The organism is Sediminihabitans luteus, from assembly GCF_002797595.1.
Classification (GTDB): domain Bacteria; phylum Actinomycetota; class Actinomycetes; order Actinomycetales; family Cellulomonadaceae; genus Paraoerskovia; species Paraoerskovia lutea.
The window spans coordinates 520,126-541,083 of the sequence record NZ_PGFE01000001.1 but is presented as its reverse complement, the minus strand read 5'-3'; the positions used below and the strand labels follow the sequence as shown (position 1 = coordinate 541,083).

The window sequence follows — 20,958 nt, the reverse complement described above, 5'->3', positions numbered from 1 at the left end:
GCTGGTCCGGTGAGCCCCGACACCCGGCACGACCTCGAGCCCACGGTCGACGACGTCGACCCGAACCCCTACCTCGCGGACATGACGTCGCTGCGCGTCGGCGGACCTGCCGACCGCTACGTCCTCGCGTCGAGCGAGGCCGAGCTGGTCGAGACGGTGCGTGCCGCCGACGACGCGGGGATCCCGGTGCTCGTCATCGGCGGCGGGTCCAACCTGCTCGTCTCGGACGAGGGGTTCGGCGGGGTCGTGGTGCGGGACGGACGCCAGGGCGTCGAGGTCGACGCGCAGGACACCTGCGGTGGCGCGAGCGTCCACGCGCCCGCGGGCCAGGACTGGGACGCGCTCGTCGCGCGCGCGGTCGGCGAGGGATGGGTGGGCCTCGAGGCGCTCTCGGGCATCCCCGGCACGCTCGGCGCCGCGCCCGTGCAGAACATCGGCGCGTACGGGCAGGAGGTCGCGGGGGTCGTGGCGTCGGTGCGCACGTACGACCGCGCTCAGCAGCGTGTGCGCACGCTCGCGTTCGGCGAGCTGGGGTTCGCGTACCGCACGTCCCTGCTCAAGGAGTCGATGTACTCGCCCGCCGACGGTGGGCCCTGGTACCCGACGCCGCGGTTCGTGGTGCTCGACGTCGCGCTCCAGATGCGTCTGGGCACCCTCTCGGCGCCCGTGGCGTACCCCGAGCTCGCGCGCACGCTCGGCGTGCAGGTCGGCGACCGCGCGCCGAGCGACGAGGTGCGGGCCGCGGTGCTCGCGCTGCGCGCCGGCAAGGGCATGCTGCTCGACCCGGCCGTGCGGCCCGACGCGCCGTCCGTGGGTCGGCCCAACGGGTCGGCGTCGGACGGCACGGTCGCGCCCGACCACGACCGGTGGAGCGCCGGGTCGTTCTTCACGAACCCGGTGATCCCGGTCGAGGGCGCCGACCGTCTGCCCGAGGGCGCCCCGCGCTACCCGGTGCGCTCGCCGCTGCCGAGCACCACGACCGGGCCGAGCCTGGGCGTCGTCGACCCGGCGTGGGTCAAGACGTCGGCCGCCTGGCTCATCGAGCACGCCGGGTTCGGCAAGGGCTGGGGGGTGCACGGCGAGGCGAGCCTCGCGCGCCTCTCGACGCGGCACACGCTCGCGCTGACGAACCGGGGCGGCGCGAGCGCGCAGGACGTCGTGCAGCTCGCCCGGGCCGTGCGCGACGGCGTGCTCGACGCGTTCGGGGTCGAGCTCGTGCCCGAGCCGGTGCTCGTGGGCCTGTCGCTCTGAGCCCGACGACCTCCGGGGACGCGTGGGGTCAGTAGACCAGCACGCGGGTCCCGGGAGGTGCGCCCCACACGTCCCAGATGTAGTTGATCGACGCGTTCGTCACGCGCACGCACCCGTGCGACGCGGGCCAGGCCGGTACGGACGGCGACCCGTGCACCGCGATGCCGCCGTTGAAGAACTTCGGGCGGTACATGTCGCCGAGCTCGAGCCCGGACGCGTAGTTGCCGTCGACCTGCCGCCCGACGGCGTACGAGCCGGTCGGGGTCGTCGCCCAGTAGGTGTGGCCCTTGGCCTCGAACTCGTCGCCGTTGCCCGACGACGCGTTCATGATCGCGCCGACCGTGCCGTCGTCGACGAGCAGCACGAGCTGGCGGGCGACGTCGAACTCGAGCACGTGCCCGGACGTCGAGCGGGCCTTCGGCCGCACGCCGTCCTCGACCGCCGCGAGCGTCGCGGGCCCGACGACGCCGTCGCGCGCGAGGCCCGCCGCCTTCTGCAACGCCCACACGGCCTGCGTCGTGCCCGCCCCGAACGACCCGTCGACGCCCGTGCCCCGGTAGCCCAGGTCGACCAGGGCCTGCTGGAGCTCGCTCACCCGCTCGCCGCTCGACCCGGGTCGCAGGTAGTCCGCCGTCGGGTCGGGCCTCTCGGTCGGCGCGGGGGTCGGGCCGGCGTCCGCGTCGGCCGGCGGCTCGGTCGCGTGGCCCTCGGCCTCGTCGGTGGGGGCGCCCGTGGGTGCGTCGGTCGGCTCGCCGGCCGCTTCGTCGGTGGGCACGTCGGTGGGCACGTCGGCCGGCACGGTGGGGGTGGCGGACGTCGCCGGGTCGGCCGTGGCCGTCGCGGTGGCCTCCCGCGTCGGTGCCGTCGTGCTGGTCGCCGAGGCGCTCGCCGACCGGTCCGGTGCCGCGGTCCCGGAGCCCTGGCTGCAGCCGCCGAGCGCGAGCAGGCCCGCCAGGATCAGTCCCAGGCCTGCGGGGACTGCGGTGGGTCGACGTCTCGGCGTCGGAGCTGCTGGCACGGATCCCCCTCGGTCACGCCCGCACGGCGCGCGGCGCAGCACAACGCTAGGGCACCTCGGACGACGCGCACGCCCGCGGGCCGCGTCGTGGCCGAGCCGTGACCGAGCCGTCACCGAACCGTCGCAGAACCGTCGCCGAACGGGTGCTGCCCCCGGGTCAGTCCTCCCGCGTGCGTGCGAGCTCGCCGCGCACCACGTCGAGCGCGGCCTCGTCGTCGAGCCCCGCGGCGCGGGCCGCCTCGACGTACTCGCGGGCCGCGGTGCGCACGAGCACGTCGGCCGCGACAGCGCCGTCCGCGACGACCGTCCCGGCCCGGCGGCGTCCGACCACGACCCCCGCCTCCTCGAGCTCGCGGTACGCGCGCGCGACCGTGCCGGGGGCGATCCCGAGCTCGGTCGCGAGCGCGCGGATCGTGGGCAGGCGGTCGCCCGGGCGCAGGTGCCCGGCGCTCACGTGCGCGACGACCTGGGTGCGCACCTGCTCGTAGGGCGGCACGCCCGACGCGAGGTCGACCGTGACGTCGAGGCGGGCGACGTCAGGTCCCGTCATGCGTCCGTGGACCGCGTGGCCGCGGCGGCGCCCGCGACCGCCGGGTCGCCGCCCGTCGCGCGTGCGGCAGGTGCCGGGTCGCGGGGCACGGGCCCGGGCACGAGCGCCACGCCGACGCCCACGAGGAGCAGGAGCACCCCGGGTGCGGCGGCGAGCGGGACGCCCGCCACCGCGGTCGTGAGGAGGGAGCCCGCGCCCACGAGCACGACGAGGAGCGCCGCGCCCCGCAGCACGCGGTGCGCGGCGAGGCGCCGCAGGTCCGCGTCCCAGCCCGCGTCGACGCCCGGGGTGGCGGTCCGGGTGGCGACGACACCGAGCACGAGGTGCGCCCCGAGCGCGGTCCCGACCGCGACCACGAGGAGGCCGCCGAACCCTCCGGCGGTCGCGACGACCTCGGCGGTGCCCTCGGTGAGCCCGAGCAGCACCGCGCCGGGCAGGGCGACCGCGACCGTGGTGATGCCGAGGGCGACCGTGAGCCAGACGCGCAGACCGCGGGGCGCGACGTCGGCGGCGGACGGGGGCGTGAGCGACGCGGTGCGGACCACGCCGCGCTCGCGCGGGCGACGACGCTCGCCGAGCGCGTGCACGCCCAGGAACGTCGCGCTCGCGGCGGCCGGGACGAGCCCGACGAGCACCGCGCCCGCGACCCACGACGACCGGACGGCGACGAGGACGACGAGCGCGACGGGCGGGGCGACCACGAAGGCCGCGACCGCCGCGAGCGCGGCGGTCAGGCCCGCGTGGCGCCGGGACTGCCGGGCCGCGGCGAGCGCGGTCTCGGCCGGCGTCGCGCCGGTCGCGGGTGCGGCGCCGCACGATCGCTCGAGCAGCACGGCGAGGACGATCGCGGGGACGACGCTCGCGCACCACAGCGGGGCGAGCAGCAGCACGAGCACGGTGTAGTTGGCCACGGGGAGCTCCAGGGACGGACGACGGTAAGTAGCAAAATGCTAGATCATTGATACAAATGGTGTCCAGGGGTGAGCGGCACGCAGCACTGCCTCCTCACCTCGGGTCGTGCGCGAGCCACGCGTCGACCCCGGCCAGCAGGCGCTCGCGCGTCGCGGCCGTCGCCCGGCTCGCGCGCACCGACGACCGCGCGAGGTCCGCGAGCGCCGCGTCGTCGAACCCGTGCACCGTGCGCGCGGCCTCGTACTGCGCCACGAGCCGCGAGCCGAACAGCAGAGGGTCGTCGGCACCGAGCGCGACCTGCGCACCCGCGTCGACGAGCGTGCGCAGGGGCACGTGCGCGTCGTCCGCGTACACGCCGAGCGACACGTTCGACGCGGGGCACACCTCGAGCGCGACCCCGCGACCCACGAGGTCGTCGAGCACGCGCGCGTCCTCCGCGGCCCGCACGCCGTGACCGAGCCGGTCCGGCACGAGGTCGCGCACGACGTCGTGCACGTGCGCCGGGCCCAGGAGCTCGCCGCCGTGCGGGACCGACGCGAGGCCCGCGTCGCGGGCGATCCGGAACGCGTGCGCGAACTCCGCCGTGTCGCCGCGGCGCTCGTCGTTGCTCAGCCCGAACCCCACGACCTCGCCCGCACCCGACCCGGCGTACTGCGCCGCGAGCCGCGCGAGCGTGCGCGCGTCGAGCGGGTGCCGCATGCGCGACGCCGCGACCACGACCGCGACCTCGATCCCGTGCGCGGCGCTCGCGGCCCGCGCGGCGTCGAGCACGATCTCGACCGCGGGCGTGATGCCGCCCACGAACGGGGCGTACGACGTCGGGTCGACCTGGATCTCGAGGCGGCCCGAGCCCTCGGCGGCGTCGTCCTGCGCGGCCTCGTCGACGATGCGCCGCATGTCGGCCTCCGAGCGCACGCACGCGCGTGCCGCGTCGTACAGGCGCTGGAACCGGAACCACCCGCGCTCGGTCGGCGGCAGGCGCAGCGGGTCGCCGTCGACCAGCGCGGCGGGCAGCCGCACGCCGTACCCGGCGGCGAGCTCGCGCAGGGTGTCGACCCGCATCGAGCCGGTGAAGTGCAGGTGCAGGTGGGCTTTCGGGAGCTTCGACAGGTCGCGCACCGGTGCAGTCTCGCACCCCCTCAGGTGCCCGGCAGGTCGTCCCGCGGCGTCGCGACCGTGACCGCGTGCGCGCGGTCGTCGGCGCCGAGCGTGGCCTAGGCGCGCAGCAGGTGCGTCGTGACGGTCGCCTCGGCCACGGACGGCCGTCGCGCGAACTTCGCGTCGGCACCAGGCTGTCGTCCGCCGGGCCCGCCCGCCAGGCACCTCCCGGCGGGTCCTGGCGTCCACCGGACGGTGGGCACGCGGCGGACGCACGGTGGTCGCGGGCCGGGCGCGGATCCGGACGCCGGAGGGCGGTTCGACCCAGCGCCCCGGTTCGCGTACAGTGGTCCCTCGGTGGTTGACGTCCACCATGATGAGTTGCGCCACACGGTGCTGCCCGTCGGACGTCGGTCGCGAAGGGTAGTGGCGCAATTGGTAGCGCAGCGGTCTCCAAAACCGCAGGTTGCAGGTTCGAGTCCTGTCTACCCTGCTCGGCGAGCACGTCGCACCACGGTGCGGGTGACCGTCATCCGGAGCGGGCGGGTCCGCGAGGTGCCACCCGGCACCGCGCAGGGGCTCGGTCGCACACACCGAGTGGGGAAGATCAGTGAGCGAATCGCCGTCCGGTGCAGTCGGTGCCGAGGGTGCCCGCGCCAAGGAGCCGCGCTCCGGCGAGAAGCGGCCGGGGTTCTTCGGCCGCATCGCCCTGTTCGTGCGCCAGGTGGTGGCCGAGCTCGGCAAGGTCGTCGCACCGACGCGTTCCGAGCTCGGGACCTACATCGCCGTCGTGCTCGTGTTCCTCGTCGTCATGATGGGGTTCATCACCGTCCTCGACCTTGGCATCGGCAAGGTCGTCGAGTGGGTCTTCGGGGCGTAACCACCCGTCGAACCGCCCGAACGATGTGCGTCGCCCGAGCGTCCCGCCAGGGGTGCCCGGGCATTCACGTCCCATCCGCAGGCCAAACGTAGAAAGCAGGTCGTCCGTGTCCGAGGAGTCGCTGGACCAGACTGAGAACGTCGAGCCGGACGCCGAGACCGCACCCGCGGACGAGGCCGAGCCGGCCGTCGTCGACCCCGCCGAGGAGTTCCGCCGCGAGCTGCGCATGCAGCCGGGCGACTGGTACGTGATCCACTCGTACGCGGGCTACGAGAACCGCGTCAAGGTCAACCTCGAGAACCGCACCCAGTCCCTCAACATGGAGGACTACATCTTCCAGGTCGAGGTGCCGATGGAAGAGGTCGCGGAGATCAAGAACGCGCAGAAGAAGATCGTGCGCCGGGTCCGCATCCCCGGCTACGTCCTCGTGCGCATGGACCTGACCGACGAGTCGTGGGGCGCGGTGCGCCACACTCCCGGCGTGACCGGCTTCGTCGGCCACACCCACCAGCCCGTGCCGCTGACCCTCGACGAGGTGTTCTCGATGCTCGCGCCGGTCTTCGAGGAGGCGCCGGTCGCCGGCAAGCCCGCCCAGAAGTCCAAGGCGCCCGTCGAGGTCGACTTCGAGGTCGGCGAGTCCGTGACCGTCACCGACGGTCCCTTCGAGACCCTTGACGCGACGATCTCCGAGATCAACGCGGAGAGCCAGAAGCTCAAGGTCCTCGTCTCCATCTTCGGCCGGGAGACCCCGGTCGAGCTGTCGTTCGACCAGGTCTCCAAGATCTGATCCTCGCGGCGCGAGCCGCACGGCAGCACTGCAACCGGGTCATCGCCCAGGGCGTCGGTCCACAACACCAGGAAGTCAGGGAACAGCATGCCTCCCAAGAAGAAGGTCTCCGGCCTCATCAAGCTCCAGATCAAGGCCGGCGCGGCCACCCCCGCGCCGCCGATCGGTCCGGCGCTCGGTCAGCACGGCGTCAACATCATGGAGTTCTGCAAGGCGTACAACGCGGCGACCGAGTCGCAGCGTGGCAACGTCGTGCCGGTCGAGATCACCGTGTACGAGGACCGCTCGTTCACGTTCATCACCAAGACCCCGCCGGCTGCGGAGCTCATCAAGCAGGCCGCGGGCGTCGACAAGGGCTCCGCGACCCCGCACACCGTCAAGGTCGCCAAGATCACCGCCGAGCAGGTCCGTGCCATCGCCACGACCAAGCTCGAGGACCTCAACGCGAACGACCTCGAGGCCGCCTCGAAGATCATCGCGGGCACCGCGCGCTCGATGGGCATCACGGTCGAGGGCTGACCTCACGGTCACCGCACCACCGGTGCGGCGCCCTCGCGGCGCCGCACCGCAGCACGACCAGCATGACCTGCACCACCAGCAGCATCAGCATCACCAGCACGCCCGGACGTCCGTCCGGGCAGTGGGAGGGTCCGCGCGGACCCGCACCACGACTGCTCGACACGAAGGAGAAGCAGATGGCAACGCGCAGCAAGGCGTACCGTTCCGCCGCCGAGAAGATCGACCGCGAGAACCTGTACACCCCCCTCGAGGCCGTGCGCCTCGCGAAGGAGACCTCGTCGACCAAGTACGACGCGACCGTCGAGGTCGCGTTCCGCCTGGGCGTCGACCCCCGCAAGGCCGACCAGATGGTCCGCGGCACGGTCAACCTGCCGAACGGCACGGGCAAGACCGCCCGCGTCATCGTCTTCGCGAACGGTGAGAAGGCCGAGCAGGCCCTCGCCGCGGGCGCGGACGAGGTCGGCGGCGACGACCTGATCGCCAAGGTCGCGGCCGGCTACACCGACTTCGACTCGGCCGTCGCCACGCCCGACCTCATGGGCAAGGTCGGTCGTCTCGGAAAGGTGCTCGGCCCCCGCGGCCTGATGCCGAACCCGAAGACCGGCACCGTGACCATGGACGTCGCGAAGGCCGTGAGCGACATCAAGGGCGGAAAGATCGAGTTCCGCGTCGACAAGCACGCGAACCTCCACTTCATCATCGGCAAGGTCTCGTTCTCCGAGACCGCGCTCGTGGAGAACTACGCCGCCGCGATCGACGAGGTCCTGCGTCTCAAGCCGTCGTCGTCCAAGGGTCGCTACATCACCAAGGCGACCATGACGACGACCATGGGCCCGGGCATCCCGCTCGACCAGTCCAAGACGACGAAGCTGCTCGAGGGCGACGAGGCCTGATCCTCGCCCCTCGCGGTCGCTCCGCACGCACGAAGGCCCGGTACCTCGCAGGAGGTACCGGGCCTTCGTCGTTCACCCTCGCGGGGCGCCGGGCGGGCGAACGCCCCGGCCCCGCGACCGCCGGCGCCCGTGGGGGCGCCGGCGGCGGTGGATCAGCAGGCGCCGAGGTCGGTCCACACGCCCCACTGGCTGGGGGCGGGCTTCTCGTTCGTCGTCCACCACTTGGCCTTCCACTGGTGGCCGTCCGCGGAGACCACCGCGCCGCCCGTGTAGACGGCCGAGGCCGACCACGCGGGAGCGGTGCAGGCGCCGGGGTTGCCGGTCGCCGTGGGGGTCGGGGTCGCGGTCGCCGTGGCGGTCGGCTTCGGCGTGGTCGTGGCGGTCGGCGTCGCGGTCGCCGTGGGGGTGGTCGTCGGGGTCGGCGTCACGGTCGGCGTGCCGCTGCCCGAGCCCAGCTTGGGGCCGAACAGGTTGGCGAGCGCGTAGTTGTTGGTCTTGTCCCAGTTGATCGACCAGGTCATGACGCCACCGATCTTGCCGTACTGCTTCGCGGGCTTGAACGAGCCGCAGCCCGTGCCCTTCTCGAGGCAGTCGACGGCGTTCGCGACGTTGGCGAGCGGCTGGTAGCCGCCGCCCGCGGCCTTCTGCACCGCGGGCACGCCGATCCCGACCTGGTCGGGGCGCAGGCCCATCTCGAGCTGGATGCAGGTGAGCGACGTCAGGAAGTCGACCGAGCCCTGGCTGTAGACCTGCTGGTTGCAGCCCATCATCGCGCCCGAGTTGTAGTACTGCGTGTTGACGATCGTCAGGATGTCCTTGATCGCGAGCGTGAGCTGGTAGTAGCCCATCGACGTCGCCTGGTAGTCGATCGTCTGCGGCGCCATCGCGATGATGAGGTCGCTGCCGGCCTTCGCGCGCAGCTGGTGCAGCGCGTCCGACATGTACGTCGCGTTGATGCCGTGCTCGAGGTCGATGTCGACGCCGTCGAAGCCGTACTCCTGCATGAGGGCGTACGCGGTGTCGGCGAAGTTCTTCGCCTCGGTGGCGTTGGAGACGATCACGTTCCCCTTCTCGCCGCCGACCGAGATGATGACCTTGCGGCCCTGGGCCTGGATCGCCTTGATGTCGGCCTTGAACTGCGGGACCGTGTAGCCCTTGAGCTCGGCGCTCGCGAGGTTGAACGTGATGCCGCCCGGCGTGCCGGTCTTGTTGTCGGCGAACGCCACGGCGATCAGGTTGTACGCGGACGGGATCTCGCTGAGCGGGAACACGACCGAGCCGTTGTCGAAGTTGTGCCAGTAGCCGGTGAGCCACTGCGAGTTCGCGGACGGCGCGGCGGCGGGGACCGCGGCGGGCGCGGCCGCGGGGACCGAGGGCGTCGTCGCCCCGGCGGTGCCCACGATGCCGAGGCTCGCGACGGCGAGGGCCGCGGTCGTGGCGAGCAGGCGGGCGACCCGGCCGGCTCGGGGGGTCTGGGAGTTTCTCACGGATGCTCCTCACCCGACGTCCGACATCGGCCGCCGGGGGTGAAATGGTAGGGACGTGCTGACGGTACGCATGCCGCGGGTCGGGCGGGATGAGGGATTCCACGGCTTCTGGCCGCGACCTACGTGACTCCACGTACCCCCGGAACCCGGTCGTCAGGGATGTATCAGACACGGGTCCCGTCCCTCTCTCCGGGGTGATGGTGCGCGAGCGTCGCCGGCAGGGGCCGGGGACGTCGCACCCGAGGAGGGGCATGCGACCCGTTGGCTCTGTGGAGCGCGCCGCCATAGGCTCGAGGCACGAACGCCCGGCCCCGCGACGCCACGGACCGCCACGCCGTGCACCGACCGGGGGCCCTCACCGAGGAGACCGCCCGATGACCCGCCTCGCAGAAGACGCGCCCCAGACGGGGGAGGAGCCGACCGAGACGCTCGGCGACCGCGGCGCGCGAGCGGTGCTCGCGTACCGTGACGGCCGCACCGAGCCGCTCGGGGAGTTCGTGCGCGAGGCCACGCCGCTGCTGTGGCACACGGTGCGCTCGCAGGGCGTGCCCTACGACCTCGCGGACGACGTGGTGCAGGGCGTGTGGGTCGCGCTCGTGCGGCACGTCGAGACCATCCAGGAACCGCACGCGGTCCTCAAGTGGATCCTCGTCGCGGCCAAGCGTGCGGCCTGGGAGGCGACGCGCAAGCACCGCGGCGAGCAGTCGCGCACCACGGCACTGCCCGACGACAGGGACGACGGCGCCCCGCGCGAGCTGCCGGACCGTGAGCCGGGGCCCGAGGCGGAGGTCCTCACCTCGGAGCGCGACCGCATCCTGTGGGCGGCGGTCGCCGAGCTCGCACCGCGGTGCCAGACGCTGCTGCGTCTGGTGGCCCGCGCCGACCGGCCCGACTACCGCGCGATCGCGGAGGCGATCGGCATGCCCGTCGGGAGCATCGGCTCGACGCGCGGCCGGTGCCTGGCGAAGCTGCGCACGATCCTCGACCACAACGGTGACGACCTCTGGGGGCAGGTATGACCGTCCACGACGCACGAGGACCGGTCGACGACGTCGACGTCGCGATCCTCGACGACCTCGCCCGGATCCACGACCTGCTCGACCCGGTCCCCCCGGGCCTCGCGGAGCGCAGCCTGTTCGCGATGACGCTCGCGGCGCTCGAGACCGAGGTCATGGAGCTCGCGGAGGTCGTCACCGACCCCGCGGGCGTGCGCTCCGCCGAGCCCGTGCCCGCACGCACGGTCACGTTCACGTCGGCCGCCACGACCGTCATGATCACGTTCCAGGCGTCCGGCCCGTCCGTGGTCCGCCTCGACGGCTGGGTCGCGCCCGTCGGCGAGGGCGTCGACGTCGAGCTGCACAGCACCGACGGCGTGGTCCCGGGACGCGCCGACGAGGACGGCCGCTTCGCGTTCCCGCAGGTCGCGCACGGCCCCGTGAGCCTCGTCGTGCGGCCCGTCGGCGGGGCGGCGATGAGCACGCCCGTCGTCGAGGTCTGACCACCCGCGCAGCACCCGCACCACCCGCAGCCCTGAGCCGTGCGGTCCGCCAGGGCCGCGCGGACGCCCCGGCCCGCCGTCCGGCGCGCCGACACTCGACGACGAGCAGGAGCGACCATGACCGAAGGACCAGTCGACGGCGTGCCCGACCGCCGCGGCGCGACGCGCCCCGTGCGCACGCTCGACCCCGAGCGGGTGCGCCGCAGCCCCGGCCGCCGTCAGGTGCAGGCGACGACGTACGTCGCGGACCGCGTGATCGTGCCGGGTACCTTGCCCGCGGCGGTGCGCCGCGCGCTGCTCGCCGAGGACGACGGCACGCTCGAGCTGGAGTCCGCCGACCCGACGTGGGACGCGCCCCTCGCGGACGTGTGGCGTGCCGCGGACGACGCCGGGTACGTCGTCGTCCTCGACGCGGACGACCTGGTGCGCCGGAGCCCCGCGGGCCAGGGCCTCGCCGTGGACGACGACGCGGACGACGACACGGACGACGACGCGGACGACGACACGGACGACGACGCGTCGGCCGGGTTCGTCGTCCGTCTGCGCCCGCGCGACCCGGACGTCGAGCCGGACGCCTGGGACGTCGTCGGACGTCGGCCGGGCGGGTCGGGGGAGCGGCCGCACCTCGACCACGTGATGCGCGCCCACCGGCACCTGTTCCCGTTCCCCGTGGTCCCCTCGGCCGAGCCGTTCACCACGCCGTGGCCCTACGAGGGCGTCGAGCAGTACGGGCAGCCGGGCTGGGGCGGGCGCGCCCCCGTCGCGCGCGTCGGGGCACCGCCGCGCCGCACCCTCGCCGACGGCGACTCCCCGTGGGTCGCGGCAGACGGCGTGCGGCGGCCCGTCGTGGCCGTGGTCGACACGGGCACGGGCACCCACCCGTGGCTCGGCACCTACGACCCCGACGCGCCGACGGACGGCCCGCACGGCGTCGTCGTGCGCGACGCGCTGCTCGACGGCGCACCGCTCGGCACGTTCCCGCACCCGCGCTACCCGGCCGAGGACCCCGAGATCGGCGGGCTGAGCGTCAACCCGCTCGTCGGGCCGCTCGACCCGGTCGCGGGCCACGGCACGTTCATCGCGGGCGTCGTGCACCAGGTGTGCCCCGACGCCACGATCCTGTCGGTGCGGGCCTTCGGCGGCAGCGGCGAGGTCTCCGAGTGGGACGTCACGCACTCGCTGCGCCGCGTCCTCGAGTTCCACCGGCGCGGGCTCGCGGGCGTCGACGGGTGCGAGCCCGTCGACGTGCTCGTCCTCGCGACGGGGTACTACCACGAGCAGGCCGAGGAGGGCCGTCGCGCCCGCCTGCGCGGCGTCCTGCGCCGTCTGCGCCGCGCCGGGGTCCTCGTGGTCGTCTCGTCGGGCAACGACGGGAGCCCGCGCGAGCTCTTCCCCGCCGCGTTCGCGCAGCACGTGGACCGGACCGGGCCGCAGGTGCGGTGGGCGGACGGCGCCACGGTGCCCGCCGACCGCACGCCGCTGCTCGCGGTGGGCGCGGCCAACCCCGACGGCACGACGGCGCTGTTCAGCAACGAGGGCCCCTGGGTCACGTGCGACCGGCCCGGCGCCGCGGTGATCAGCACCATGCCCACCACGCTCGACGGTCCCGCGACGCCGAGCCGCCGCCTCGCCGACCGGCTCAGCAGCGGCGTGCGCGCCACGATCGACCCGGACGGCTTCGACGGCGGGTTCGCGACCTGGAGCGGGACGTCGTTCGCGGCGCCCGTGCTCGCGGGCGAGCTCGCGGCGAGCATCCTCGCGGCGCGTACGGGCGGGACGGGCGCCGAGCGGTCGGACCGCGATACCGTGGACGCGGCGGCAGGCCGCGTGGCCGAGGCCTGGGCCGCCGTCCAGGAGGTGCTGGGCCTGGCCCCGACCGACTGACCCCGACGCCGACCCACCAGCACGCCGGCCGACATCCGGAGGACCGATGGCGCACGTGCCGACCGAGGAGCTCCTCGAACGGCTCGGCCGGGCCCGGGGGCTCAACGCCCGGGCCCGGGTCGCGGACGCCGCGCAGGCATTCGACGAGGTCCTCGACGCCCTCGGTGCGGCCGCCGACCCGGCGGCCCCCGACGCCGCGACGCTCGAGCACGACCGCCAGACCGTGCTCGTGCGGGCGCTCGCGGGCCGCGCCGCGTGCTCCCTCGCGCTCGGCGGCACGATGGACGCCAGCGGCACGGTGCTCGACGTCGCCCGCGACCACGCGCGCCGGGCCCGGCGCCCCGACCTCGAGGGCGTCGTCGCCGGCCAGCGCGGCATGCTCCGCGTGCGCACGGGCGACGTCGCCGGCGCCCTCACCGCGTTCGACGAGGCGCTCGCGCTCCTGCCCGACGACGACGTCTCGGACCAGGTCGTGCTCCGCCTCAACCGGGGCTCGGCGCTCGCGGACGCGGGCGAGCTCGAGCGCGCCGAGGCCGACTACGCCGAGGCGCAGGAGCTCGCGACCGCGGCGGGCCTCACCGTCTACGCGGCGGGCGCCCTGCACAACCTGGGCTACGTGAGCTACCTGCGGGGCGACCTGCCGGCCGCGCTGCGGGCCATGGACGCCGCGACCGAGATCACGGGCGAGCAGCCCGCGGCGGTCGCGCTGCGCGGGCGCGCCTACGTGCTGTTCGAGGCGGGGCTCGTGCGCGAGGCCGACGCCGCGCTCGCGACCGCGGTCGAGCTGCTCACGGCCGAGGGCAACGAGGTCGAGCTCGCGGACGTCGAGCTCGACCGTGCCCAGTGCGCCCTGGGTCTGCGCCGGCTCGACGACGCAGCCCGGCTCGCGACGTCCGCGGCCCGCCGCTTCGCACGCGTCGACCACCAGGTCCCGGCCGTGCGGGCCGGGGTGCTCGCCGCCGAGGTCGAGGTCGAGCGCGCCGCGCAGGCCGACGACCCCGCCCGGTGGGACGCGCTGCTCGCCGCGGTGCAGGGGCTCGTCGCGCAGGCCGTGCGGCTCGACCCGCGCACCGCGCGCAGCCTGCGGGTGCACGCCGAGCTCGTCGAGGCGGAGGCCTACCTGGCCTCGGGCCGCGCGGAGGCCGCGCAGGAGCGTGTGCGGGCGCTGCGCCCGCGCACGCGGTCCGAGTCGCTCCAGGTGCGCGTGCGGCTCGAGCTCGCCTGCGCGCGCCTCGCGTTCGACGCGGGCGACCGCCGCACGGCCCTGCGCGCGGTGCGGCGCGGGCAGCGCCTGCTCGCCCAGCACCGCGGGCACCTCGGGTCGGTCGAGGGCGTCACGGCCTCGGCGCGGCACGGCGTGCACCTCGGCCGGCTCGACGTCGAGCGCGCGTTCGACGCGGGGCGCGCCCGTGCGGTGTTCGACGCCCTGGAGCGGGGCCGTGCGACCTTCGCGGGGCTCGGCTCGGTCTCGCCGCACCCCGACCCGGTCGCCGCGGGGATGCTCGCCTCGGCGCGGCGCGCGCTCGAGGAGGCGCGCGAGATCGGTCCCGACGCCTCGCCGGACGACGCGGCCCGCCGGCTCGAGCTCGTCGCCGCGGCACGACGGGACGAGGACGCCGCGCGCCTGCGCTCGCTGCACCGCGCCGGGGACGGCGGGGTGCCGGCCCCGGCGAGCGCCCGCGACGTCGCCGAGCGGCTGCGTGCGGGCGGCAGCGACCTCGTCGTGGTGAGCCTCGCGGTGCACGACGGTGCGGTGCACGCCGTGCGGGTGGGTGCGCGCGGCGCACGGCTGGTGCGGCTCGCCCCGATCGACGAGGTGCGCGAGCGCGTGCTGCGCGTGCGGTCGGACCTCGCGCACGTGGCGAACGGACTGCTGCCCGTCGAGATGCGGCGGGCGGTGCGCGCGTCGCTGCGGCGCTCGCTCGCCGCCCTCGACGACACGCTGCTCGTGCCGCTCGACGTCCCGGGCGCGCTGCACGTCGTCGCGCGCGGCGACCTGCTCGGCGTGCCGTGGTCGTCGCTGCCGTCGCGCGCGGGCCTGCGCACGAGCGTCAACTCGTGGGTCGACGCGACCCTCCTGGACGCGTCGTCCCTCGTGGACCCGCTCGTGGACGGCGCGGCGGGCGGGGCGCCGTCCGACCACGGCGGGGTGCTCGCGCTCGCGGGGCCGGGACTGCGCTGCGCCGAGGAGGAGGTCGAGCGGGTCGCGGCGCGGTGGCCGGGCGCGGAGGTGCTCGCGGGGGACGCGGCGACGTGCGCGGCGGCGACCGAGGGCGTCGCTGGCCGCGCGGTGGTGCACGTCGCGGCGCACGGGAGCCACGAGGAGGACAACCCGTTGTTCTCGTCGATCCGGCTCGCCGACGGTCCGCTGTTCGCGCACGAGCTCGAGCAGGTGCCCCTGCGGGGGAGCGTCGTCGTGCTCTCGGCGTGCGAGACGGGCGCGGTCACGACGCGGGTCGGGGGAGAGGTGCTGGGCCTGACGCAGGTGCTCCTGCGGCTCGGCGCACGCGCCGTGGTCTCGGCCCTCGCGCCGCTGAGCGACGCCGAGGCGCTCGAGCTCATGCCCGCGCTGCACGAGAGCCTGCGGCGCACCGGCTCGCCCGAGGTCGCGCTCGCCGACGCGCTCGCGCTCGCGCAGGACCCGGTGCCGCTCGTGTGCTTCGCCCCCGTGGTGCGCTAGCCCCGCGATCCGGGGCCCCGGCCGGGATTTGGTCCTCGCTCCCGCGTCGCGTACAGTGGTCCGGTACCCAAGACCGCCGGTCGTCCGATCGTGCCCCGAGCCTGTGCCCGGAGCGGGATCGACCGAAGTTCCGCAGCAGCGGAGACCAGCGCAGGTGATGTTCCCGAGACTGCACGGTTCTCCGTGCGGCGTTGAGAGCCCCGCCTGCGCGGGGCTCTTTTTCTTTGCCCGGGACGGTACGCCACGAGGCTCCGCCTCGGGGCGCCGGCGGCACCACCACTGGAAGGATTGCCATGGCGAGGCCGGACAAGGCAGCCGCAGTCGCAGAGCTCTCGGACAAGTTCCGCGAGTCGAACGCGGCCGTGCTGACCGAGTACCGCGGGCTCACCGTCGCGCAGCTCAAGCAGCTGCGTCGGTCGCTCAGCGGCAACGCAACCTACGCCGTGGTGAAGAACACGCTGACGTCCATCGCGGCCAAGGAGGCAGGTGTCGAGGGTCTCGACGCCAGCCTCGAGGGCCCCTCGGCGATCGCCTTCGTGACCGGTGACCCGGTCGAGGCTGCCAAGGGTCTGCGTGACTTCGCCAAGGCGAACCCCGCACTGGTCATCAAGGGCGGTGTCCTCGACGGGCGCCCCCTGACCACTGAGGAGATCACCAAGCTCGCGGACCTCGAGTCCCGCGAGGTGCTGCTGGCCAAGCTGGCCGGCGCTTTCAAGGGCAAGCTGTACCAGGCGGCTTACCTGTTCACGGCGCCCACGGCCCAGGCCGTGCGCACGATCGATGCCCTGCGTCAGAAGCAGGAGTCGGAGAGCGCCGCAGCCTGATCGCGTCGGGGCCCCGCCCCGTCGAGTTCGTGCGGCACTCGCTGTCATCACCTGATCCACACCCTGCTTCGTGCGGGCCCGGTCCCGGGCCGACGACCAGCACCAACCGAAAGGAACGCCATCATGGCGAAGCTCAGCACCGACGAGCTGCTCGACGCTTTCAAGGAGCTCACCCTCATCGAGCTCTCCGACTTCGTGAAGGCCTTCGAGGAGACCTTCGAGGTCACCGCTGCTGCCCCCGTGGCCGCTGCTGCCCCCGCCGCTGCCGGTGGCGGCGCCGCCGCTGAGGCCGAGGAGGAGAAGGACGAGTTCGACGTCATCCTCGAGGCTGCCGGCGACAAGAAGATCCAGGTCATCAAGGAGGTGCGCGCCCTCACGAGCCTCGGCCTCAAGGAGGCGAAGGACCTCGTCGACGGCGCTCCCAAGCCCGTCATCGAGGGCGCCAACAAGGAGACCGCGGAGAAGGCCAAGGCTGCCCTCGAGGGCGCCGGCGCCACCGTCACGCTCAAGTGACCTCCGCCTTCGGGCGACCCTGACGGAATACGCGGCCCCGCCGCGACGTTCCCGTCACCAGGCGACGAGGCCCGCACCCTTCGGGGTGCGGGCCTCGTCCGGCCTGTGGCATGTTTCTCCACGGAGCGCCTCGCGCTCCTCGTAGTTGTCGCCCGCCCTCGCGTGCGACCTGCGGCCCGGCGGCGACGTCGGACGGCGGGTGGTGCGTCCCGGGGCGGGAGTGTTCTTGGGCGGCAAATGGCGGCCACCGAGAAGACGTCCGCACCGGTCGGTGCGCGGCGGTGCAGCGCGTGCGAACGACCCGTCCTCGTCACCCCTGGGGTGGCGGCGCGGGACGAGCATCCACGTGCTGGACAGTCTTGCGCTGACCGGGTATGCTAACGCTTTGCGCTCGCGTGCGCCCTCGGCCCCTCGTCCCCGTCTCTCCTCGCCTGTCGTGCGTCCATCGTGCACCCCAGGCGGCCCAGGCGGAAGAGACCCTGCAGCCACGCAGCGTACAGCGTGCCATCGATCTGCAGGGAAGGACCCCTCTTGGCTGCCTCGCGCACCCCTTCTGCTCCGTCCGCCGACGCCATCGCGAACCGCACCGCATCCCGTCGCCTCTCCTTCGCCAGGATCTTCGAGCCCCTCGAGGTGCCCGACCTCCTCGGCCTCCAGACCGAGAGCTTCGACTGGCTGCTCGGCAACGCCGCCTGGCGCTCGCGCGTCGAGGCCGCGAACTCGTCGGGCCGGCAGGACGTCCCGACGACCTCGGGCCTCGAGGAGATCTTCGAGGAGATCTCCCCGATCGAGGACTTCGGCTCCTCCATGTCGCTCTCCTTCTCGGACCACCGCTTCGAGCCGCCGAAGTACACGGCGGACGAGTGCAAGGAGAAGGACTTCACCTACGCGGCCCCGCTGTTCGTGACCGCCGAGTTCGTCAACTACACGACCGGTGAGATCAAGAGCCAGACGGTGTTCATGGGCGACTTCCCGCTCATGACGGCGCGTGGCACGTTCATCATCAACGGCACCGAGCGCGTCGTCGTCTCGCAGCTCGTCCGCTCGCCGGGCGTCTACTTCGAGCGCGTCGCCGACAAGACGAGCGACAAGGACATCTTCTCCGCGAAGATCATCCCCTCGCGCGGTGCGTGGCTCGAGTTCGAGATCGACAAGCGCGACGCCGTGGGCGTGCGCGTCGACCGCAAGCGCAAGCAGCCCGTCACGGTGCTGCTCAAGGCGCTCGGCCTGACCGAGGCCGCGATCCGCGAGGAGTTCGCCGACTTCCCGTCGATCCTCGACACCCTCGAGAAGGACCACGTCCACACCGAGGAGGAGGCGCTCGTCGACCTCTACCGCAAGATCCGTCCGGGCGAGCCGCCCACGGTCGAGGCGGGGCGGTCGCTGCTCGAGAACTTCTACTTCAACCCCAAGCGCTACGACCTCGCGAAGGTCGGCCGCTACAAGGCCAACAAGAAGCTCGGCGTCGACGCCGCGATCGACGACTCGACCCTGTCGGTCGGCGACATCGTCGCGACGATCAAGTACCTCGTGTCGCTGCACGCGGACCGCACGACGATGGACGGCACCAAGAACGGCGAGGCCGTCGAGGTCCGCGTCGAGACGGACGACATCGACCACTTCGGCAACCGTCGCATCCGTGCGGTGGGCGAGCTCATCCAGAACCAGGTCCGCACCGGCCTGTCCCGCATGGAGCGCGTCGTCCGCGAGCGCATGACCACGCAGGACGTCGAGGCGATCACCCCGCAGACCCTGATCAACATCCGCCCCGTCGTGGCGTCGATCAAGGAGTTCTTCGGGACGTCGCAGCTGTCCCAGTTCATGGACCAGAACAACCCGCTCGCGGGCCTGACGCACAAGCGTCGCCTGTCGGCGCTCGGCCCGGGCGGTCTCTCGCGCGACCGTGCCGGCATGGAGGTCCGTGACGTCCACCCGTCGCACTACGGCCGCATGTGCCCGATCGAGACCCCTGAGGGCCCGAACATCGGCCTCATCGGCTCGCTCGCGTCGTACGGGCGCATCAACCCGTTCGGCTTCATCGAGACGCCGTACCGCAAGGTCGTCGCGGGCAAGGTGACCGACGAGGTCCAGTACCTGACCGCCGACGACGAGGACCGCTACGTCATCGCCCAGGCGAACCAGGCGCTCAACGCGGACGGCTCGTTCGTCGACGACCGCGTGCTCGTGCGCACCAAGGGCGGCGAGGTCGACATCATCCCCGGCACCGCCGTGGACTTCATGGACGTCTCGCCGCGCCAGATGGTGTCCGTCGCGACGGCCCTGATCCCGTTCCTCGAGCACGACGACGCGAACCGCGCCCTCATGGGTGCGAACATGCAGCGCCAGGCCGTGCCGCTCGTGCGCTCGGAGGCCCCGCTCGTGGGCACCGGCATGGAGCGTCGTGCCGCGGTCGACGCCGGCGACGTCATCGTCGCGACCAAGGCGGGTGTCGTGACCGAGGTCTCGGCCGACCTGATCCTCGTCGCGAACGACGACGGCACGACCGGTTCGTACCGTGCCGCGAAGTTCCGCCGCTCGAACCAGGGCACGAGCTACAACCAGCGCGTGCTCGTGGACGAGGGCGCCCGCGTCGAGGTGGGCTCCGTGCTCGCCGACGGCCCGGCCACGGACGACGGCGAGCTCGCGCTCGGCCGCAACCTCATGGTCGCGTTCATGTCGTGGGAGGGCCACAACTACGAGGACGCGATCATCCTGTCGCAGCGCCTCGTGCAGGACGACATCCTCTCGTCGATCCACATCGAGGAGCACGAGGTCGACGCGCGCGACACCAAGCTCGGCCCCGAGGAGATCACGCGGGACATCCCCAACGTCTCGGAGGAGGTCCTCGCGGACCTCGACGAGCGCGGCGTGATCCGCATCGGTGCCGAGGTCGGCGCGGGCGACGTCCTGGTCGGGAAGGTCACGCCCAAGGGCGAGACCGAGCTGACCCCGGAGGAGCGCCTCCTGCGCGCGATCTTCGGCGAGAAGGCGCGCGAGGTGCGCGACACCTCGCTCAAGGTCCCCCACGGCGAGTCGGGCACCGTGATCGGCGTCCGCGAGTTCAACCGTGAGGACGGCGACGAGCTGCCCGCCGGCGTGAACCAGCTGGTCCGCGTGTACATCGCGCAGCGCCGCAAGATCACGGACGGCGACAAGCTCGCCGGCCGTCACGGCAACAAGGGCGTCATCTCGAAGATCCTGCCGGTCGAGGACATGCCGTTCCTCGCCGACGGGACCCCGGTCGACGTCATCCTCAACCCGCTGGGCGTGCCCGGGCGCATGAACGTCGGCCAGGTCCTCGAGACCCACCTCGGGTGGATCGCGAAGCAGGGCTGGGACGTCGAGCTCGCCGAGGGCGACGACCTGTCCTGGAAGGACGACCTGCCCGCGGTGGCGGCGAAGTCCGAGCCGGGTCGCCCGGTCGCGACGCCCGTGTTCGACGGCCTCCAGGAGAACGCGCTCTCGGGCCTGTTCACCGCGACGCTGCCGAACCGTGACGGCGAGCGCATGGTCAAGGGCGACGGCAAGGCGCGGCTCTTCGACGGCCGCTCCGGCGAGCCGTTCCCCGAGCCCGTGTCGGTCGGCTACATGTACATCCTGAAGCTCCACCACCTGGTCGACGACAAGATCCACGCGCGCTCGACCGGCCCGTACTCGATGATCACGCAGCAGCCGCTGGGTGGTAAGGCGCAGTTCGGTGGTCAGCGCTTCGGCGAGATGGAGGTGTGGGCCCTTGAGGCCTACGGCGCGGCGTACACGCTGCAGGAGCTCCTCACGATCAAGTCGGACGACGTCCCAGGCCGTGTCAAGGTCTACGAGGCGATCGTCAAGGGCGAGAACATCCCCGACTCGGGCATCCCGGAGTCCTTCAAGGTGCTCCTCAAGGAGATGCAGTCGCTCTGCCTGAACGTCGAGGTGCTCTCGAGCGACGGGACGCAGATCGAGATGCGCGAGTCGGACGACGAGGTGTACCGCGCCGCGGAGGAGCTCGGCATCGACCTCTCCCGCCGTCCGAACGCCGCCTCGAGCGTCGACGAGATCTGATCTCGGGCACGGTGACGGCGGCCCGTCCAGCACGGGCCGCCGGCACCGCCGCTCATCCGAGGGGTTTCCCCTCGTTGGAACTCCACCGCGCCGACCGGGCACCACGCACCGGTCGGCTAC

Annotated in this window: 17 protein-coding genes and 1 tRNA gene; 13 read left to right on the top strand and 5 right to left on the bottom strand. The window is 73.5% G+C overall.

Annotated elements, in window-relative coordinates:
- Window positions 1-9: 9 nt before the first annotated feature.
- The gene (locus CLV28_RS02535) at window positions 10-1,251 is read left to right on the top strand and encodes a UDP-N-acetylmuramate dehydrogenase (RefSeq protein WP_275405047.1); all 1,242 of its coding nucleotides are present in this window, start codon (window positions 10-12) and stop codon (window positions 1,249-1,251) included.
- Between the two features lie 28 nt (window positions 1,252-1,279).
- On the opposite strand, the gene CLV28_RS02530 is transcribed toward CLV28_RS02535, so the two are convergent.
- The 4 genes from CLV28_RS02530 to CLV28_RS02515 all read right to left on the bottom strand — a co-directional run bounded on the left by CLV28_RS02530 (window position 1,280) and on the right by CLV28_RS02515 (window position 4,850).
- On the bottom strand, window positions 1,280-2,269 hold the full coding sequence (locus CLV28_RS02530) for a L,D-transpeptidase family protein (protein ID WP_100421704.1): 990 nt from the start codon (window positions 2,267-2,269) through the stop codon (window positions 1,280-1,282).
- Window positions 2,270-2,426: 157 nt separating this feature from the next.
- The gene (locus CLV28_RS02525; protein WP_100421703.1) at window positions 2,427-2,819 is read right to left on the bottom strand and encodes a GntR family transcriptional regulator; all 393 of its coding nucleotides are present in this window, start codon (window positions 2,817-2,819) and stop codon (window positions 2,427-2,429) included.
- Window positions 2,816-3,730 carry a hypothetical protein gene (locus CLV28_RS02520; protein WP_100421702.1) on the bottom strand — a complete coding sequence of 305 codons (915 nt, stop codon included), beginning with the start codon at window positions 3,728-3,730 and terminating at the stop codon, window positions 2,816-2,818. Before CLV28_RS02520 ends, CLV28_RS02525 begins: the two co-directional genes overlap by 4 nt.
- A 94-nt stretch (window positions 3,731-3,824) precedes the next feature.
- On the bottom strand, window positions 3,825-4,850 hold the full coding sequence (locus tag CLV28_RS02515) for an adenosine deaminase (protein WP_157802452.1): 1,026 nt from the start codon (window positions 4,848-4,850) through the stop codon (window positions 3,825-3,827).
- Between the two features lie 399 nt (window positions 4,851-5,249).
- On the opposite strand from CLV28_RS02515, the gene CLV28_RS02510 reads away from it, so the two are divergent.
- From CLV28_RS02510 to rplA, 5 genes are all read left to right on the top strand, one after another.
- A tRNA-Trp gene (locus tag CLV28_RS02510) sits at window positions 5,250-5,322 on the top strand.
- A gap of 117 nt (window positions 5,323-5,439) precedes the next feature.
- Window positions 5,440-5,709 (top strand): preprotein translocase subunit SecE, encoded by a 270-nt coding sequence (gene secE, locus CLV28_RS02505; protein ID WP_100421700.1) that lies wholly within the window; start codon window positions 5,440-5,442, stop codon window positions 5,707-5,709.
- A gap of 73 nt (window positions 5,710-5,782) precedes the next feature.
- Window positions 5,783-6,496, top strand: coding sequence for a transcription termination/antitermination protein NusG (nusG, locus tag CLV28_RS02500; RefSeq protein WP_373314269.1), 714 nt, complete (start codon window positions 5,783-5,785; stop codon window positions 6,494-6,496).
- 87 nt (window positions 6,497-6,583) lie between these two features.
- Window positions 6,584-7,015: a 50S ribosomal protein L11 gene (rplK, locus tag CLV28_RS02495; protein ID WP_100421698.1), complete on the top strand. Its 432-nt coding sequence runs from the start codon at window positions 6,584-6,586 to the stop codon at window positions 7,013-7,015.
- 176 nt (window positions 7,016-7,191) lie between these two features.
- On the top strand, window positions 7,192-7,908 hold the full coding sequence (rplA, locus tag CLV28_RS02490; RefSeq protein WP_100421697.1) for a 50S ribosomal protein L1: 717 nt from the start codon (window positions 7,192-7,194) through the stop codon (window positions 7,906-7,908).
- Window positions 7,909-8,060: 152 nt separating this feature from the next.
- Here the strand turns inward: rplA and CLV28_RS02485 are convergent, their stop codons facing one another.
- Window positions 8,061-9,395 carry a glycosyl hydrolase family 18 protein gene (locus tag CLV28_RS02485; protein ID WP_203968124.1) on the bottom strand — a complete coding sequence of 445 codons (1,335 nt, stop codon included), beginning with the start codon at window positions 9,393-9,395 and terminating at the stop codon, window positions 8,061-8,063.
- A gap of 374 nt (window positions 9,396-9,769) precedes the next feature.
- Here CLV28_RS02485 and CLV28_RS02480 point away from each other — a divergent pair, with 374 nt between their 5' ends.
- The 7 genes from CLV28_RS02480 (at window position 9,770) to rpoB (ending at window position 20,838) form a co-directional block, all read left to right on the top strand.
- Entirely contained in the window at window positions 9,770-10,414 is a 645-nt protein-coding gene (locus CLV28_RS02480; RefSeq protein WP_100421696.1) for an RNA polymerase sigma factor, read from the top strand.
- Window positions 10,411-10,893, top strand: a complete 483-nt coding sequence (locus CLV28_RS02475; RefSeq protein WP_100421695.1) for a hypothetical protein — start codon at window positions 10,411-10,413, stop codon at window positions 10,891-10,893. The genes CLV28_RS02480 and CLV28_RS02475 overlap by 4 nt, the downstream gene beginning before the upstream one ends.
- A 117-nt stretch (window positions 10,894-11,010) precedes the next feature.
- Complete coding sequence (locus CLV28_RS02470) at window positions 11,011-12,777, top strand: S8 family serine peptidase (RefSeq protein WP_100421694.1); 1,767 nt, start codon at window positions 11,011-11,013, stop codon at window positions 12,775-12,777.
- A gap of 46 nt (window positions 12,778-12,823) precedes the next feature.
- Window positions 12,824-15,457 (top strand): CHAT domain-containing protein, encoded by a 2,634-nt coding sequence (locus CLV28_RS02465; RefSeq protein ID WP_100421693.1) that lies wholly within the window; start codon window positions 12,824-12,826, stop codon window positions 15,455-15,457.
- Between the two features lie 293 nt (window positions 15,458-15,750).
- Entirely contained in the window at window positions 15,751-16,281 is a 531-nt protein-coding gene (gene rplJ, locus CLV28_RS02460; protein WP_100421692.1) for a 50S ribosomal protein L10, read from the top strand.
- Window positions 16,282-16,404: 123 nt separating this feature from the next.
- Window positions 16,405-16,794 carry a 50S ribosomal protein L7/L12 gene (gene rplL / locus CLV28_RS02455; RefSeq protein WP_100421691.1) on the top strand — a complete coding sequence of 130 codons (390 nt, stop codon included), beginning with the start codon at window positions 16,405-16,407 and terminating at the stop codon, window positions 16,792-16,794.
- Window positions 16,795-17,325: 531 nt separating this feature from the next.
- On the top strand, window positions 17,326-20,838 hold the full coding sequence (rpoB, locus tag CLV28_RS02450; RefSeq protein ID WP_100421690.1) for a DNA-directed RNA polymerase subunit beta: 3,513 nt from the start codon (window positions 17,326-17,328) through the stop codon (window positions 20,836-20,838).
- The last annotated feature ends 120 nt before the right edge of the window (window positions 20,839-20,958 follow it).